The sequence below is a fragment of the Sulfuriferula sp. AH1 genome (genome assembly GCF_002162035.1).
GTDB lineage: Bacteria > Pseudomonadota > Gammaproteobacteria > Burkholderiales > Sulfuriferulaceae > Sulfuriferula.
This window is the reverse complement of record NZ_CP021138.1, coordinates 1,491,213-1,505,141: the sequence shown is the minus strand read 5'-3', so window position 1 is coordinate 1,505,141 and position 13,929 is coordinate 1,491,213. Positions and strand designations below refer to the sequence as shown.

General features: G+C 52.2%; 17 protein-coding genes and 1 tRNA gene. 16 read left to right on the top strand and 2 right to left on the bottom strand.

The window, feature by feature from the left end:
- Positions 1-8: 8 nt before the first annotated feature.
- Positions 9-1,805 carry an ABC transporter ATP-binding protein/permease gene (locus CAP31_RS07640; RefSeq protein ID WP_087446996.1) on the top strand — a complete coding sequence of 599 codons (1,797 nt, stop codon included), beginning with the start codon at positions 9-11 and terminating at the stop codon, positions 1,803-1,805.
- Between the two features lie 62 nt (positions 1,806-1,867).
- On the top strand, positions 1,868-2,764 hold the full coding sequence (locus tag CAP31_RS07635) for a D-hexose-6-phosphate mutarotase (RefSeq protein ID WP_087446995.1): 897 nt from the start codon (positions 1,868-1,870) through the stop codon (positions 2,762-2,764).
- A gap of 49 nt (positions 2,765-2,813) precedes the next feature.
- Here the strand turns inward: CAP31_RS07635 and CAP31_RS07630 are convergent.
- Positions 2,814-2,889: transfer RNA gene (locus CAP31_RS07630), tRNA-Arg, on the bottom strand.
- 54 nt (positions 2,890-2,943) lie between these two features.
- Here CAP31_RS07630 and CAP31_RS07625 point away from each other — a divergent pair.
- From CAP31_RS07625 to CAP31_RS15295, 4 genes are read left to right on the top strand one after another with little or no spacing between them, the layout of a single operon-like run.
- Positions 2,944-3,834, top strand: coding sequence for an MFS transporter (locus tag CAP31_RS07625; protein ID WP_223247210.1), 891 nt, complete (start codon positions 2,944-2,946; stop codon positions 3,832-3,834).
- A 23-nt stretch (positions 3,835-3,857) separates the two neighbouring features.
- Positions 3,858-4,133 (top strand): hypothetical protein, encoded by a 276-nt coding sequence (locus CAP31_RS15030; RefSeq protein WP_223247209.1) that lies wholly within the window; start codon positions 3,858-3,860, stop codon positions 4,131-4,133.
- On the top strand, positions 4,130-4,525 hold the full coding sequence (locus CAP31_RS15300; protein WP_369802378.1) for a peroxiredoxin: 396 nt from the start codon (positions 4,130-4,132) through the stop codon (positions 4,523-4,525). The genes CAP31_RS15030 and CAP31_RS15300 overlap by 4 nt, the downstream gene beginning before the upstream one ends.
- Complete coding sequence (locus tag CAP31_RS15295; RefSeq protein WP_369802377.1) at positions 4,509-4,676, top strand: hypothetical protein; 168 nt, start codon at positions 4,509-4,511, stop codon at positions 4,674-4,676. Before CAP31_RS15300 ends, CAP31_RS15295 begins: the two co-directional genes overlap by 17 nt.
- A gap of 6 nt (positions 4,677-4,682) precedes the next feature.
- Here the strand turns inward: CAP31_RS15295 and CAP31_RS07615 are convergent, their stop codons facing one another.
- Positions 4,683-4,811, bottom strand: coding sequence for a DUF3149 domain-containing protein (locus tag CAP31_RS07615; RefSeq protein ID WP_087446994.1), 129 nt, complete (start codon positions 4,809-4,811; stop codon positions 4,683-4,685).
- Between the two features lie 121 nt (positions 4,812-4,932).
- On the opposite strand from CAP31_RS07615, the gene aat reads away from it, so the two are divergent.
- The 10 genes from aat to CAP31_RS07565 all read left to right on the top strand — a co-directional run bounded on the left by aat (position 4,933) and on the right by CAP31_RS07565 (position 13,899).
- Positions 4,933-5,631 (top strand): leucyl/phenylalanyl-tRNA--protein transferase, encoded by a 699-nt coding sequence (gene aat, locus CAP31_RS07610; RefSeq protein WP_087446993.1) that lies wholly within the window; start codon positions 4,933-4,935, stop codon positions 5,629-5,631.
- Complete coding sequence (locus tag CAP31_RS07605) at positions 5,628-6,356, top strand: arginyltransferase (RefSeq protein ID WP_087446992.1); 729 nt, start codon at positions 5,628-5,630, stop codon at positions 6,354-6,356. Before aat ends, CAP31_RS07605 begins: the two co-directional genes overlap by 4 nt.
- Positions 6,325-6,729 carry a group III truncated hemoglobin gene (locus CAP31_RS07600; RefSeq protein WP_087446991.1) on the top strand — a complete coding sequence of 135 codons (405 nt, stop codon included), beginning with the start codon at positions 6,325-6,327 and terminating at the stop codon, positions 6,727-6,729. Before CAP31_RS07605 ends, CAP31_RS07600 begins: the two co-directional genes overlap by 32 nt.
- Positions 6,730-6,731: 2 nt before the next feature.
- On the top strand, positions 6,732-7,526 hold the full coding sequence (locus tag CAP31_RS07595) for a thymidylate synthase (protein ID WP_087446990.1): 795 nt from the start codon (positions 6,732-6,734) through the stop codon (positions 7,524-7,526).
- 47 nt (positions 7,527-7,573) lie between these two features.
- Positions 7,574-9,199, top strand: coding sequence for a response regulator (locus tag CAP31_RS07590; protein ID WP_189836598.1), 1,626 nt, complete (start codon positions 7,574-7,576; stop codon positions 9,197-9,199).
- A gap of 164 nt (positions 9,200-9,363) precedes the next feature.
- On the top strand, positions 9,364-9,861 hold the full coding sequence (locus CAP31_RS07585; protein ID WP_157662700.1) for a sensor histidine kinase KdpD: 498 nt from the start codon (positions 9,364-9,366) through the stop codon (positions 9,859-9,861).
- Positions 9,862-9,906: 45 nt separating this feature from the next.
- Positions 9,907-11,082, top strand: coding sequence for an ADP-forming succinate--CoA ligase subunit beta (gene sucC, locus CAP31_RS07580; RefSeq protein WP_087446987.1), 1,176 nt, complete (start codon positions 9,907-9,909; stop codon positions 11,080-11,082).
- Positions 11,079-11,951, top strand: a complete 873-nt coding sequence (gene sucD / locus CAP31_RS07575) for a succinate--CoA ligase subunit alpha (protein ID WP_087446986.1) — start codon at positions 11,079-11,081, stop codon at positions 11,949-11,951. Before sucC ends, sucD begins: the two co-directional genes overlap by 4 nt.
- Entirely contained in the window at positions 11,948-13,564 is a 1,617-nt protein-coding gene (locus tag CAP31_RS07570; RefSeq protein ID WP_087446985.1) for an NAD+ synthase, read from the top strand. The genes sucD and CAP31_RS07570 overlap by 4 nt, the downstream gene beginning before the upstream one ends.
- A complete protein-coding gene (locus CAP31_RS07565) occupies positions 13,561-13,899 on the top strand; it encodes a P-II family nitrogen regulator (protein WP_087446984.1) in 339 nt (112 codons plus the stop codon). Before CAP31_RS07570 ends, CAP31_RS07565 begins: the two co-directional genes overlap by 4 nt.
- Positions 13,900-13,929: the final 30 nt, after the last annotated feature.

Genomic DNA, 13,929 nt, shown 5'->3' with positions numbered 1-13,929 from the left:
GAGTAACTATGCGTCGTTTTGGTTCTGATGGTGGTCAGCCCGGTACTGCCGATTGGCGTACTGTGCGTTTATTGTTGCCTTATTTGTGGGAATACAAATGGCGCGTGTTCATCGCGCTGAGCTTTCTGATTGGCGCCAAACTGGCGGTCGTTTCCATTCCTGTCGTATTAAAACACATTGTCGATAATCTGAATCAGCCGCATGCGCTGCTGACAGTGCCAGTGGCCCTGCTGTTCGGTTACGGCGCGTTGCGTCTGGCGAGCACTGTGTTTTCGGACATGCGTGATATCGTCTTTGCCAAAGTCACGCAGCGGGCGATACGGCGCGTCGGACTGGAAGTATTCAAGCATCTGCATAGCCTGTCGTTACGTTTTCATCTGGAACGCCAGACTGGCGGCGTGTCGCGGGATATCGAGCGTGGGGCTCGCGGCATTTCTTCCCTGATCCATTTAAGCCTGTTTTCGGTGTTGCCGACGCTGATCGAGATCAGCCTTGTGGCGGGGATACTGTTCGCGAAGTTCGACTGGATTTATGCGGCGATTACCCTGGTGGTGCTGGTGATTTATATTGCGCTGACAGTCAGCATTACCGAATGGCGCACCAAACTGCGCCGGCAAATGAATGAAATGGATTCGCAGGCCAATACCAAGGCGATCGACAGTTTGCTGAATTACGAAACGGTAAAATATTTCGGCAATGAGGAATTCGAAGCCAAGCGTTACGATGCCAGCCTGCAAAACTGGGAAGTCGCGGCGGTCAAGAATCAGACTTCGCTGGGAATGCTGAATGCTGCGCAGGCTGCGATTATTGCGATAGGCGTGACCATCATGCTCATGCGGGCATCGGCTGGGGTGGTGGCCGGCAAGCTTACCGTGGGCGATTTGGTGATGATTAATGCATTCCTGATCCAGATGTTCATTCCGTTGAATTTCCTCGGGGTCATGTATCGTGAAATCAAGCAGTCGCTGACGGATATCGAGCGCCTGTTCAAGCTGCTGCATGTCAATCGTGAGGTGGCTGATGCGCCTGACGCCAAGGTGCTGCAGATAAGCGGCGGCGCTGTGTGCTTTGAGAATGTGCGGTTCGGCTACGACAAGAACCGCATCATTCTGCGAGGCGTCAGTTTCACTATTCCGGCTGGACACAATGTGGCCGTGGTGGGCACTAGCGGCGCAGGTAAATCGACCTTGTCGCGTTTGCTGTATCGCTTTTACGAAGTGAATGACGGGCGCATTACGATAGATGGGCAGGAAGTGCGTGAAGTCACCCAGCAAAGCTTGCGCGCCGCGATCGGTATTGTGCCTCAGGATACGGTGCTGTTTAACGACAGCATCTATTACAACATCGCCTATGGCCGTCCGACCGCGAACCGGGAAGAGGTCGTTGAGGCAGCGCGGGCTGCACATATTCTGCAATTTATCGAGTCCCTGCCCAACACCTGGGATACCACTGTCGGCGAGCGTGGCCTTAAACTGTCCGGCGGCGAAAAACAGCGAGTCGCCATCGCACGTACCTTGCTTAAGAATCCGGCTATCCTGATTCTGGATGAAGCGACTTCGGCACTGGATACCCAGACGGAAAAGATCATTCAGGCCGAGCTCAGGGAAATCGCCAGAACCCGTACCACATTGACCATCGCACACCGGCTATCGACGATAGTCGATGCTGATCAGATACTGGTGATGGCGCAAGGTCAGATCGTCGAGCGCGGCAGCCATCGCGAACTGCTCATGGCTGATGGCGTTTATGCCAAGCTTTGGGCGATGCAGCAGCAGGAAGAGGCTGAAGCTGTTGAGCCGTTGTGATAAGCGGTTATAGCCACCCGATTCGTACTTTTACCGGATATCTTAATTAACAGGAGTGATTTATGTCAGTCAGCGTTGCAGCCCTTAATCAGCAGTTTGCGATTCCAAACGTATTGAAATTTGTCGAAGCCGGAGCAGGCGTGCCTGTCATCGAGATCACGGGTGCTGATGCCAGCGCGCGCATCGCCGTTCAAGGCGCGCAAGTGCTGGAATGGCAGCCGGTCGGGCAGCAGCCTGTGCTTTGGGTCAGCCGTGCCGCGATATATCAGGCGGGCAAGGGCGTGCGCGGCGGTGTGCCGGTGTGCTGGCCCTGGTTCGGTGCAGGAGAGGCAGGCAAACCGGCGCATGGTTTCGTGCGTACCCGTATGTGGCAAGTGCGTGAAACCGGACAAAATGCGCAGGGTGTCTTTGTTAAACTGGGCATCGGCGATGATGCCGAGACGCGTTCCTTGTGGGATCATGCCTTCGACCTGGAGCTGATCGTCGTGGCCGGGAAAATATTGACCATGGAACTGGTCACGCATAATACTTGCGTCGAGCCCTTCACTATTACGGATGCGCTGCATACTTATTTCCGCACCGGCGATATCACGAAAACAGAGGTGCTAGGGCTGGATAACACGTCCTATCTGGACAAAGTACTGGATTTTGGACAAGCAACCCAGCATGGCGCGGTGACCTTCAGCGGCGAGACGGATCGCGTTTATCTCGATACGCAAGCCGAGTGCGTGATTAATGATGCCGAATTAAAACGCAGGATTTATGTGGCCAAATCCGGCAGTGATTCCACCGTGGTATGGAATCCATGGACAGAAAAGGAAAAGGGTTTTGCGGATATGGCAGCCGGTGAATATCGTGGAATGCTATGTGTGGAAACCTGCAATGCCGCTACCGATACCGTCACTGTGGCACCTGGACAAAGTCATCATTTGGTAGCCACTGTGAGTGTCGGTGAATAAAGCGGTGCCTGAGCGGTTGCGATTGAGGTCGCAGACGCGTGAATTGGTTTGGTGCCCCGAACACGAATCGAACGTGTGACCCTTCCCTTAGGAGGGGAATGCTCTATCCACTGAGCTACCGGGGCGTGCTCGCATTTTAGCTGATTATGCGCTAATCCATAACCCACCGAGGAGTAAATATGTCGATATCGCGTGTGCCGCGCACGGTAATCATACTGAGTCTGGTCAGTTTCTTTAATGATTTGGCATCGGAAATGGTGGTGCCGCTTATTCCGATTCTATTGGCAACGGTATTGGCGGCCGGCCCTGTGGCGTTGGGCCTGGTGGAGGGAGTGGCGGATGCCGTGGCGTCATTGCTCAAGCTCTGGTCGGGACGGTATTCGGATGTGCTGGGTGGACGGCGCAAGGGATTGGCAGTGGCCGGATACGGTTTATCCAATCTGGCGCGCCCATTGCTGGGGTTGGCAGGCAGCTGGCCGATACTGCTGTTGCTGCGCAGCGTCGACCGGGTGGGCAAGGGGCTGAGGAGCGCGCCGCGCGATGCTTTGGTGGCAGATGCGACACCACCGGAAATACGCGGTCTGGCATTTGGTCTGCATCGTGCATTCGACAATGCGGGTGCGGTGGGCGGGAGCCTGGTGGCTGCTGCGGTGCTGGCCTGGTCCGGATTGTCATTGTCGCAGGTGATTTTATGGTCGGCCGTTCCCGGCGCGATAGGGGTGATGCTGATTGTATTCGGGGTGGGGGAAAAGCCGCAGCCTAAACATGCCGTAGCGCACGAACCTCTGCCGACATTGCCCTGGCTGCAATTACCCGTGGCATTGAGACGTTACTTGTGGGTGCTGATGCTATTTACCTTTGCCCGCGCTTCGGAGACATTTATTGTGTTGCGCGGACACGAGCTGGGGATGAGTGTGGTTGAGCTGCTGATACTTTGGGCAATCCTGAATTTGACCAAGGCATTGACCTCGATACGCGGCGGCGTTTTGGCAGACAGGCTGGGCAAGGAGCCGATGATCCTGTTTGGCTGGATTGCATTCGGGTATGCTTTCTCGGTTTGGGCTGGGTGAGCGGTCAGCATGGCTTATGGGCCGTGACCATGTTGTATGGGGTGATGGCCGGATTTGCCGAAGGACCGGAGCGGGCATTAATCAGCGATTTTGCCGGTGACAAATACCGGGGTACGGCTTTCGGCTGGTACCATCTGATGACGGGTGTCGCTGCGATTCCGGCAGGATTGATATTCGGTCTGGTGTGGCAGTGGCAGGGCGCCGAACTCGCTTTTCGTTATGCCGGCTTATTGGCTCTGTGTGCTGCTTTAGGCATGCATTTATGGGCCTGGCCGGTTCACTCCAGGAGACGTGCATGAAGATGATTATCCTGCTGGGCTTGGGTCTGGCACTGTTGACGGTTATGTGGTCACGTATGGGGCAGGCTGCGGAAGTGCCGCAAGTGGGACAGTTGGCACCGGATTTTGCGCTACCTGATCAGAGCGGAAAATTGCAGAAACTGGCTGATTTTCGGGGGAAATGGCTGGTGCTGTATTTTTATCCGAAAGACGAAACGCCGCATTGCACGACCGAGGCCTGCCAATTCAGGGATGACATCTTTAAAATCCGTGCGCTTGGTGCGGAAGTGATCGGTGTCAGTGTCGATAATACGGAATCACATGCCGAATTTGCACGCAAACACGGTTTGCCTTTCCCGTTGCTGGCGGATAGAAATGGTCTGGTAGCTGCGCGTTATGGCTCTAATTACTGATTTGCTGGTAGTGAAATTTGCGAAACGCAATACGTTCATCATCGACCCCGAAGGCAAAATAGCAAAAATCTACCAGTCCGTCGATGCCGCCCGGCATCCTGCGCAAGTGGTCGCTGATCTGACGGCATTGCGGGCGGTATCATCTCGGTAACAGCGGTTACTTGTTTCTGGATTTCTTTAAGAACCACCAGGTAAACCAGGACATCATGCCTACGGCGAAAACGACGGTGAACAGGCTCATCAAGCCGATACGGGAAGTTAATAGCATATGAAACAGGTTCATCATGGCATTTCCTTTCTTTTAACAGGGTATTAGGATAAATATATCTCTTTATTATTTTTTGTCAAGCCTTGTGTGTTTTTTATGTCACGCAATAATTAATCCCGGTTAAGGTAAAATAACAAACATGTTACCGTGGCTCAAAACAGTTGATGATTTCCCTCCAGTTACCCAGGCGCTGACAGCACCTGCCGGACTTCTGGCAGCAGGAGGCGATTTATCCGCAGAATGGCTGATAGGGGCTTATTCGAGAGGGATTTTCCCCTGGTTTAATGCGGACCAGCCGATTTTATGGTGGAGTCTCGACCCGCGGATGGTGCTGTTTCCGCAGGAATTGCGGGTACCGCATTCCCTGAAACGGGTGATGCGAAAGCACCAGTATGAAATTCGCGTGGATACTGCGTTCAGGCAGGTGATGGAAGGCTGTAGTCAGCCTCGCGCCGGTCAGGATGGCACCTGGATCAGTCCGCAAATGATAGCGGCTTATACGGAATTGCATCGGTTAGGCGTGGCGCACAGCGTCGAAACCTGGATCAATGGGGAATTGGCAGGCGGGTTGTACGGCATTGCGTTAGGGCGGGTTTTCTACGGGGAATCGATGTTCACACGGGTTGCAGATGCGTCTAAAATTGCATTCGTGCATTTGGTTCGTCAGTTACAGCGCTGGCAATTCAAGGTGATCGACTGCCAGATGAATACTGCGCATTTGGCGCGTTTCGGTGCGCGCGAGATTCCGCGAGCCGACTTTATGCAGTTATTGGCAGAGGGGGTGCATGCACCCGGCGTGACTTTGCCTTGGCAATTGGAGGGCGATTTAGTCGAATGAAGCGATTAAACGACATGCCATCGGTACTGCTGCAATTTTATTTGACCCAGCCGTATCCATGCAGCTATCTACCCGGTCATACCGCCCGTTCGCAAGTGGCGACGCCTGCGCATCTGGTCGATAGCGCGGTTTACAGCGAGCTTATCCGTGCCGGATTTCGCCGTAGCGGCCTATTTACCTACCGCCCCCAATGCGATGGCTGCCACGCCTGCGTGCCTGTGCGGGTCGTGGTCGATGAATTCGAGCCGAACCGCACGCAGCGCCGCGTACTTAAACGCAATGCGGCATTGACCGTTAGCGTGCAGCAGCCCTATTTCGATCCCGAGCATTTTGTGCTGTATCAGCGTTATCAGGCTGCACGGCATGCCGGCGGCGGTATGGATCATGATGACAGGGATCAATATACGCATTTTCTGGTAGCCAGTCAGGTTGATACTTATTTGCTGTCGTTCCACGAAGGCGATCAGGTCCAGATGGTGAGCGTGGTCGATCGTGTCGCTGACGGGTTCTCTTCGGTTTATACCTTTTTTAATCCGGATTTGCCCGCACGCAGTCTGGGAGTCTTTAATGTATTGTGGCAAATCGATCTGGCGCGCCAATTCCGTTTGCCTTATCTGTATTTGGGTTACTGGATAGCCGACAGCCGTAAAATGGCATATAAGCAGCAATATCAACCGTTACAAGGATTAATAGATGCAGATTGGCGAACCTACCCCACGCCGTAAGCTGGAGCCGCTGTGCGATAAGATCGGACGCGACAATGTGGAGCGCGTGGTGCATGATTTTTACGGGCGTCTGCAGGCGGATGCAATGATGAGCCCGTTTTTTGCCAACATGGGCGATTTCAGCGAGCATGAAGCATTGATTGCCGATTACTGGTGGACCGTACTCGGCGGGAAAATCGATGGGCCGCGGCCATTCGATATGCTGGGGCGCCATCGCGTATTGAATTTGAACATGGCTGCATTCGATCGCTGGCTACAGGTTTTTGAAGAAACGCTACTCACGCATCTGTCGCCTGAGTTGGCGCAACGTTGGCTACAAATGGCGCAGGGTATCGCTGATACCATGAAACGTCATTTACAAATACAGGGGTAATCATGCGTCAATATTTAGACCTGATGCGACATGTGCAACAGCACGGTACGGTCAAATCCGATCGTACCGGTACAGGTACAGTGTCGGTATTCGGTTATCAAATGCGTTTCGATTTGAGCCAGGGATTCCCGCTGGTGACGACCAAAAAGTGTCATTTGCGCTCAATCATCCATGAGTTGCTGTGGTTTTTGCAGGGTGACACCAACATTCGTTACCTGAAGGAAAACGGGGTCACTATCTGGGATGAGTGGGCAGATGAGAATGGCGATCTGGGGCCGGTTTACGGCAAGCAATGGCGCAGCTGGCCTACCCCGGATGGCGGCCATATCGACCAGATTGCGCGGATATTGCATGACTTAAAACATAATCCGGACTCGCGTCGCATCATCGTCTCCGCATGGAATGTCGCCGAACTTGACCGCATGGCGTTGGCGCCTTGTCATGCTTTTTTCCAGTTCTATGTGGCCGATGGCAAATTGAGTTGTCAACTTTATCAGCGCAGTGCGGATATATTCCTGGGTGTGCCGTTCAATATCGCCAGTTATGCTTTGCTGACGATGATGGTTGCGCAGGTAAGCGGGCTGAAAGCGGGCGATTTCGTTCATACGCTGGGCGATGCGCATTTGTATTCCAACCATTTGGAGCAGGCGCGTGAGCAACTGAGCCGTGCGCCGAGAGCGCTGCCGGTGATGCATATCAATCCGGAAGTCAAGGACCTGTTTGCATTCACTTTTGAGGATTTTGAGTTACAGGGTTACGATCCGCACCCCACGATTAAAGCACCGGTCGCTATATAGATTTGTCTCGTTAATACAATAATAAAGCTGACGAAATGGGAGATGGCATGATCGATTTAGGCAAAAAACGGGCACTCATCATCGATGATAGTCCTGCCATGTGCTCGTCACTACGGACTACGTTAAGCAATTTCGGGATTACGCGTTGCGAAATGTCGAATTCGGCGAATGAAGCCGTGTTCCGCATCCGTCAGCGCGATTTTGATCTTATCGTGTGCGATTATTGCCTGGGGGATGGTAGCGATGGACAGCAAATTCTGGAGCAGCTGCGCAAGAGTGCGCTGATAGCTCCCACAGTCGCATTTCTGATGGTGACGGCTGAACGCGGTTACGAGAAAGTGGTGTCATGTGCCGAACTGGCCCCCGATGATTATTTGTTGAAACCGTTCACAGCGGAAACGATGCGGATCAGGGTCGAGCGGGTATTTGAAAAAAAAGACGTGTTTGCGCCGATTTATGAGCTGATCGGCGGCGGTAAAGCAGAAGAAGCTATTACCGAGTGTGACCGGATTCTGGATCTGAAAAATAAATTTGCAATTGATCTGATCAGATTAAAAGGGGAATTGCTGATTACCTTGGGGCGGCATGAAGATGCGCGTCTGTTATACGAACAGATAATTGCCGCAAGGGCAATTCCCTGGGCACGTATCGGTCTGGCAAAGACGCTGAGCATGGCGGGTCGATCTACGGAAGCGATCGAGACTCTGGAGCTGGCGATAGCGGATACTCCGCAATACCTGGGAGCTTACGATTTATTGGCGCAGACACATGAACAGCAGGGTAATGCCGAATTAGCCCAAAACATACTTGAAAAGGCGGTAGATATTTCTCCTAATACGTTGTCACGTCAGACCATGATAGGCGAGATGGCCTACCGCAACGGGGATCTGGAAACAGCCCAAAAAGCATTCGGTCTGGTTGTGAATAAGGGTAAATATTCCTTTTCACGGTCGCATAACGATTATGTTAATTTATCGCGCGCCTTGCTGGATGATAACAAATACGAAGAGGCGCTGAATGTGATAGGCGATGCGAAAAAATCCTTTGAGAATACACCGGAACTCGAGTTGGCCAGTTCGGTAATGGAAAGCCTGATTTATCAGGGAACCGCCCGGCATGCCGAATCCCAAAAAGCGTTAGCGAAGGCGCTGGAAGTGAGGAAAGAGCATGGTTTGCGTTTGTCTGATGCCGTCTCCATCGATCTGGCCAAGAGCTGCTTCCTGAATGATGAAGAGGACGAAGCGCGGGCGCTGGTCAAGGATGTCGTCAGCAATTTCTATGATGACGAAAAGATTCAGAAAATGGTCCGGCAGATGCTGGATAAGGTCGGGCGTGGGAACGAAAGCCAGGACTTGATTGAAAAGAGTGTCACCGAAGTGATCAAGCTCAATAACGAGGGCGTTTTGCGTGCCAAGAACGGCGATCTGGCCGGAGCGATCGATTTGCTGGTCGCGGCCTCAAAGCGTATGCCGGAAAATGTGCAGGTCGCATTGAATGCGGCGCATGCGCTAATTGTTGACAGCGATCGTAACGGCTGGAATGAAGGCAATATGTTTTTGGCCAGAAGCTTCATTAATGGACATGCTGCCAAACATGCCAATCTGGATAAGTTCAAGAAAGTCAGCGCACTATTCAAGGACGTCAGTCTTAAATTCGGGGTGAAGGTCGCATGAATACGGATAACGTAAGCGCCATAGATCTAAAAATGCTGTTTGCCTTGAATATTCATGAAATCAAGAATCTGATGGCATTGCTGATGTTGCGGCTGGACGCCATCAAATCCGAGAATATAGACGTCAGTGATTCCCGATTATTGTGTCATCGCGTGAATGACTGCATGGAACAGATGCTGATGCTGTTCAATTTACAGGCGGAGCGATTGATCCCCAATATTGAAGCGCATTCGCCGGCGGATTTCATTGAAGAGTTCGTGCAGAACGCAGCAGTTTTGGCAGGAAACAGGATCGCAATTGAAATGGATATCGAGAATGCGCCGCCTTACTGGTTTTTTGATCGTGATTTGATCGAAATGGCGATGCTCAATGCAGTCCATAACGCTTTGCGTTATGCTGATAAAGGCATCGTTATTCGGGCGAATTTGGCGGATAATGCGCTATTGTTGACGGTGGAAGACGATGGTCACGGTTTTCCCCAGGCTATTTTGAATAATCCGATCGGAACATTATCAAATCAGCATACGGATGGGATGGGTTTGGGATTGTTTCTCGCAGAAATAATTGCCAGGGCACATATAAATAAGGCGCGCCGAGGCGGATTATTATTGCATAATAAAGGTAAGAATCAGGGAGGAATATTCACCCTGCAATTGCCTTGAATTATTCATTTTTAACATGATTTTATTAGAAATTAACTAACACGTATGAATTTACACGAATATCAAGCCAAGCAATTATTGCGTGAATTTAATATCGATACACCACGTGGCATTGTTGTTGAGGACCCTTCTCACGCTGAATTGGCCGCGACCGGTTATCTCGGTGGGGAATCATGGGTGGTTAAAGCCCAGATTCACGCAGGCGGCCGCGGTAAAGCAGGCGGCGTGCGTCTGGTTAAATCACTGGAGGCGTTGCGTGAAGCTGCATCGGCATTGTTAGGTACGCATCTGGTTACCTATCAAAATAGGCCTGAAGGTCAGTGGGTAGGGCGTTTGCTGGTTGAAGAAACGCTGGATATCACACGTGAACTCTACCTTAGCTTGCTAGTTGATCGGGAATCCGAACGTGTCGCCGTGGTCGCTTCCAGCGCCGGTGGCATGGAGATCGAGGAAGTCGCTCAAACCAGCCCTGAACAGATATTGCGGGAATATTGCGATCCCATTTTAGGTCTGCAGGAATTCCAGTGCCGCAATCTGGCCTTCGGGCTGGGTTTGTCGGGAAACCACGTCGGCGACCTTACCCGTATGCTGCGGGCGCTGTACAAGCTTTTTATCGAATCGGATCTGAGCCTGCTGGAAATAAATCCGCTGGTGATTACACAGGGCGGACGCATGGTCGCGCTCGATTGCAAAATGGCGCTCGACGACAATGCATTGGGACGCCAAAAGAAATTTGCCGATATGCGCGATGATACGCAAATCGACAGTAAAGAAGTGGCTGCCCAGGAAGCCGGCCTGAATTACATCGCGCTCACTGGCAATATCGGCTGCATGGTGAATGGCGCAGGTTTGGCGATGGCGACGATGGATCTGATTAAACTGCATGGCGGCGAGCCGGCCAACTTTCTGGATGTAGGCGGCGGGGCGACTGCCGAGACCGTTGCCAAGGCATTCAAGATCATTCTTTCCGATAGTCAGGTAAAGGCGGTACTGGTGAATATTTTTGGCGGGATCATGCGCTGCGATATCATTGCGGACGGCATTATCACCGCAGTGAAAGAAGTAGGGGTGACGGTACCTGTTGTGGTACGTCTGGAAGGTACCAACGTCGACTTGGGTAAACAGAAACTGGCTGCAAGCGGATTGGATATTATTACTGCTGATGGTTTGACTGATGCGGCGCAACGTGCCGTAACAGCAGTAAAAGGTGCAACGTTATGAGCATACTCGTCAATAAAAATACAAAAGTTATTTGTCAGGGGTTTACCGGCAAGCAAGGGACATTCCATTCAGAGCAGGCTATTGCATATGGTACCCGGATGGTAGGCGGTGTTACGCCGGGCAAAGGTGGTCAGCGCCATCTGGATTTGCCTGTTTTCAATACAGTGCGTGAGGCGGTACATCAGAGCGGTGCAAATGCAAGTGTGATTTATGTGCCCGCCAATTATGCCGCGGATTCGATTATGGAAGCAGCCGATGCGGGCATCGAACTGATTGTTTGCATTACCGAGGGTATTCCTGTGCTGGACATGCTTAATGTCAAGGCGGCATTGCGGGCTAATAAAGCTAAACTGATCGGTCCTAATTGTCCCGGCGTGATTACGCCGGACGAGTGCAAAATCGGCATCATGCCCGGGTTTATTCATCAACGGGGCAAAGTCGGTATCGTTTCTCGTTCGGGTACGCTCACTTATGAAGCAGTGCACCAGACAACCCAGCTGGGTCTGGGGCAGACGACTTGTGTCGGTATTGGCGGCGATCCCATTAAAGGCCTCGATTTCATCGATTGCCTGGCGATGTTCGAAGCCGATGCGGAAACCGAGGCGATCATCATGGTCGGTGAAATCGGCGGTACCCGTGAAGAAGAGGCTGCTGATTATATCAAGCATCACATCACCAAACCGGTGGCCGCTTATATTGCTGGACAGACAGCACCTAAAGGCAAACGCATGGGGCATGCAGGCGCGATCATTGCGGGTGGCAGCGGAACGGCAGAGGCGAAAATTCGCGCACTGGCCGATGCCGGCGTAGTAGTTGCGGCTTCCCCCGCCGAGATGGGGCTGGCCGTACAGCGGGCGATGCAACGATGAAAGTCGCCTTGGCGCAAATCAACGCCACGGTCGGCGATATTACAGGTAACGCCGCCAAGATCATTGATGCCGCTACCAAAGCAAAACTGGCACATGCCGGGATACTGCTTACTCCGGAATTGGCATTGTCGGGTTATCCGCCCGAGGATTTGCTATTACGGGATGATTTCTATCAGCAAATCGATCATGCGCTGGAACGTTTGCTTGCATTCTCGTATGGCATTACTCTGGTAGTTGGCCATCCGGTCAGACAGGATAAGCATCGCTATAACGCAGCGTCCGTGTTGCGTGATGGCGCTATCATTGCAACGTATCATAAGCAGAGTTTGCCCAATCACACCGTGTTTGATGAGGTGCGTTATTTTACGCCAGGCACTGCAGCATGCGTATTCGAGCAGGATGGCATACGTTTCGGCGTAAATATCTGTGCGGATGTCTGGCATTGCGAGGCGCCACAGTGCGCGGCCGGAGCCAATGCCGATGTATTGCTCGTGCTGAATGCGTCGCCGTACCATATTGCCAAGCAGGAAGAGCGTTACGCGGTAGTTCGTAAGCGCATTCAGGAAACCGATCTGGCCATGCTGTATTGCAATCTGGTGGGTGGGCAAGATGAACTGGTATTCGATGGCGGGTCGTTCACCATGGACGCGAATGGCCGACTGACCAATCAATTTCCCTGCTTTAGCGAGGCCGTTTACTACGTCGAGCTGGATGGGCTTTCGCCGGTCAAGTCGGAAATCTGCCCCGCGCCCACAGTGGAAGCCAGCGTTTATCAGGCACTCGTGCTCGGGTTGCAGGACTATGTACGCAAGAATCGTTTCCCTGGCGTATTGCTGGGTTTGTCGGGAGGAATAGATTCCGCGCTGACCCTGGCGATAGCCGTGGATGCACTTGGGGCGGATAAAGTGCATGCAGTCATGATGCCGTCCGAATTCACCGCGGATATCAGCATTGCCGATTCTCGCACCATGGTAACCCCACTGGGGGTAAAGTACAGCGAATTGCCGATCAAGCCGTTGTTCGAGCAGTTTTTATCCAGCCTTGCTCCCGTGTTTGCCGATAAGCCGTTTGATTTGACGGAAGAGAATATCCAGGCGCGAGTTCGCGGCATGTTGCTGATGGCATTATCGAATAAATTTGGCCAGCTCGTGATTACCACGGGTAATAAATCAGAGATGGCGGTGGGTTACGCAACGTTGTATGGCGATATGGCGGGTGGTTTTGCCGTTTTGCGTGATGTGCCCAAGACATTGGTCTATCGATTGAGTCATTATCGCAATCAATTAAGTCCGGTTATCCCGCAACGAATAATTGATCGTCCGCCATCGGCCGAATTGCGACCTGACCAGACCGATCAGGACTCGTTGCCTGAATATGCAATCCTGGATGCCATTATCGAACGTTATGTAGAACGCGATGAAAGTGTTGCGAAAATAGTGGCCGCAGGATTTAATGCGGAGGAAGTAGGGCGTGTAGTGCGCATGATAGATAGAAGCGAATACAAACGCCGCCAGGCTGCCGTGGGTACGCGTATTACCACACGCGCATTTGGGAAAGACAGGCGATATCCGATAACAAACAGATTCAACTCTGCCGAGGAGCAAATAAAATGAAGAAAATAGACGCTATTATCAAGCCGTTCAAACTGGATGAGGTGCGTGAAGCTTTATCTGAAATCGGTGTGACTGGCTTAACGGTAACCGAGGTCAAGGGATTCGGTCGTCAAAAGGGGCATACCGAATTGTACCGCGGTGCTGAGTATGTAGTTGATTTCCTGCCTAAGGTAAAAATCGAACTTGTGGTGGCTGACGCTTTGGCAGATCAGGCTGTGGAAACCATAGTGACGTCAGCGTGTACCGGGAAAATCGGTGACGGCAAGATATTCGTGACCGATGTTGAACAGGTGGTCCGTATCCGTACTGGTGAGAATGGTGAAGCGGCGATTTAGCCAGAAAAATACGGTATTGAAAACTGGCGT

What these genes read in the sequence shown, in the direction of transcription:
- CAP31_RS07570 (WP_087446985.1), top strand. Translation starts at nt 11,948, where the DNA reads ATGAAAGTCGCCTTGGCGCAAATCAACGCCACGGTCGGCGATATTACA.
- CAP31_RS07615 (WP_087446994.1), bottom strand. Translation starts at nt 4,811, where the DNA reads ATGATGAACCTGTTTCATATGCTATTAACTTCCCGTATCGGCTTGATG.
- CAP31_RS07635 (WP_087446995.1), top strand. Translation starts at nt 1,868, where the DNA reads ATGTCAGTCAGCGTTGCAGCCCTTAATCAGCAGTTTGCGATTCCAAAC.
- CAP31_RS07595 (WP_087446990.1), top strand. Translation starts at nt 6,732, where the DNA reads ATGCGTCAATATTTAGACCTGATGCGACATGTGCAACAGCACGGTACG.
- CAP31_RS07590 (WP_189836598.1), top strand. Translation starts at nt 7,574, where the DNA reads ATGATCGATTTAGGCAAAAAACGGGCACTCATCATCGATGATAGTCCT.
- CAP31_RS15300 (WP_369802378.1), top strand. Translation starts at nt 4,130, where the DNA reads ATGAAGATGATTATCCTGCTGGGCTTGGGTCTGGCACTGTTGACGGTT.
- sucC (WP_087446987.1), top strand. Translation starts at nt 9,907, where the DNA reads ATGAATTTACACGAATATCAAGCCAAGCAATTATTGCGTGAATTTAAT.
- CAP31_RS07605 (WP_087446992.1), top strand. Translation starts at nt 5,628, where the DNA reads ATGAAGCGATTAAACGACATGCCATCGGTACTGCTGCAATTTTATTTG.
- sucD (WP_087446986.1), top strand. Translation starts at nt 11,079, where the DNA reads ATGAGCATACTCGTCAATAAAAATACAAAAGTTATTTGTCAGGGGTTT.
- CAP31_RS07585 (WP_157662700.1), top strand. Translation starts at nt 9,364, where the DNA reads ATGGAACAGATGCTGATGCTGTTCAATTTACAGGCGGAGCGATTGATC.
- CAP31_RS15295 (WP_369802377.1), top strand. Translation starts at nt 4,509, where the DNA reads ATGGCTCTAATTACTGATTTGCTGGTAGTGAAATTTGCGAAACGCAAT.
- aat (WP_087446993.1), top strand. Translation starts at nt 4,933, where the DNA reads ATGTTACCGTGGCTCAAAACAGTTGATGATTTCCCTCCAGTTACCCAG.
- CAP31_RS07600 (WP_087446991.1), top strand. Translation starts at nt 6,325, where the DNA reads ATGCAGATTGGCGAACCTACCCCACGCCGTAAGCTGGAGCCGCTGTGC.
- CAP31_RS07625 (WP_223247210.1), top strand. Translation starts at nt 2,944, where the DNA reads ATGTCGATATCGCGTGTGCCGCGCACGGTAATCATACTGAGTCTGGTC.
- CAP31_RS07640 (WP_087446996.1), top strand. Translation starts at nt 9, where the DNA reads ATGCGTCGTTTTGGTTCTGATGGTGGTCAGCCCGGTACTGCCGATTGG.
- CAP31_RS07565 (WP_087446984.1), top strand. Translation starts at nt 13,561, where the DNA reads ATGAAGAAAATAGACGCTATTATCAAGCCGTTCAAACTGGATGAGGTG.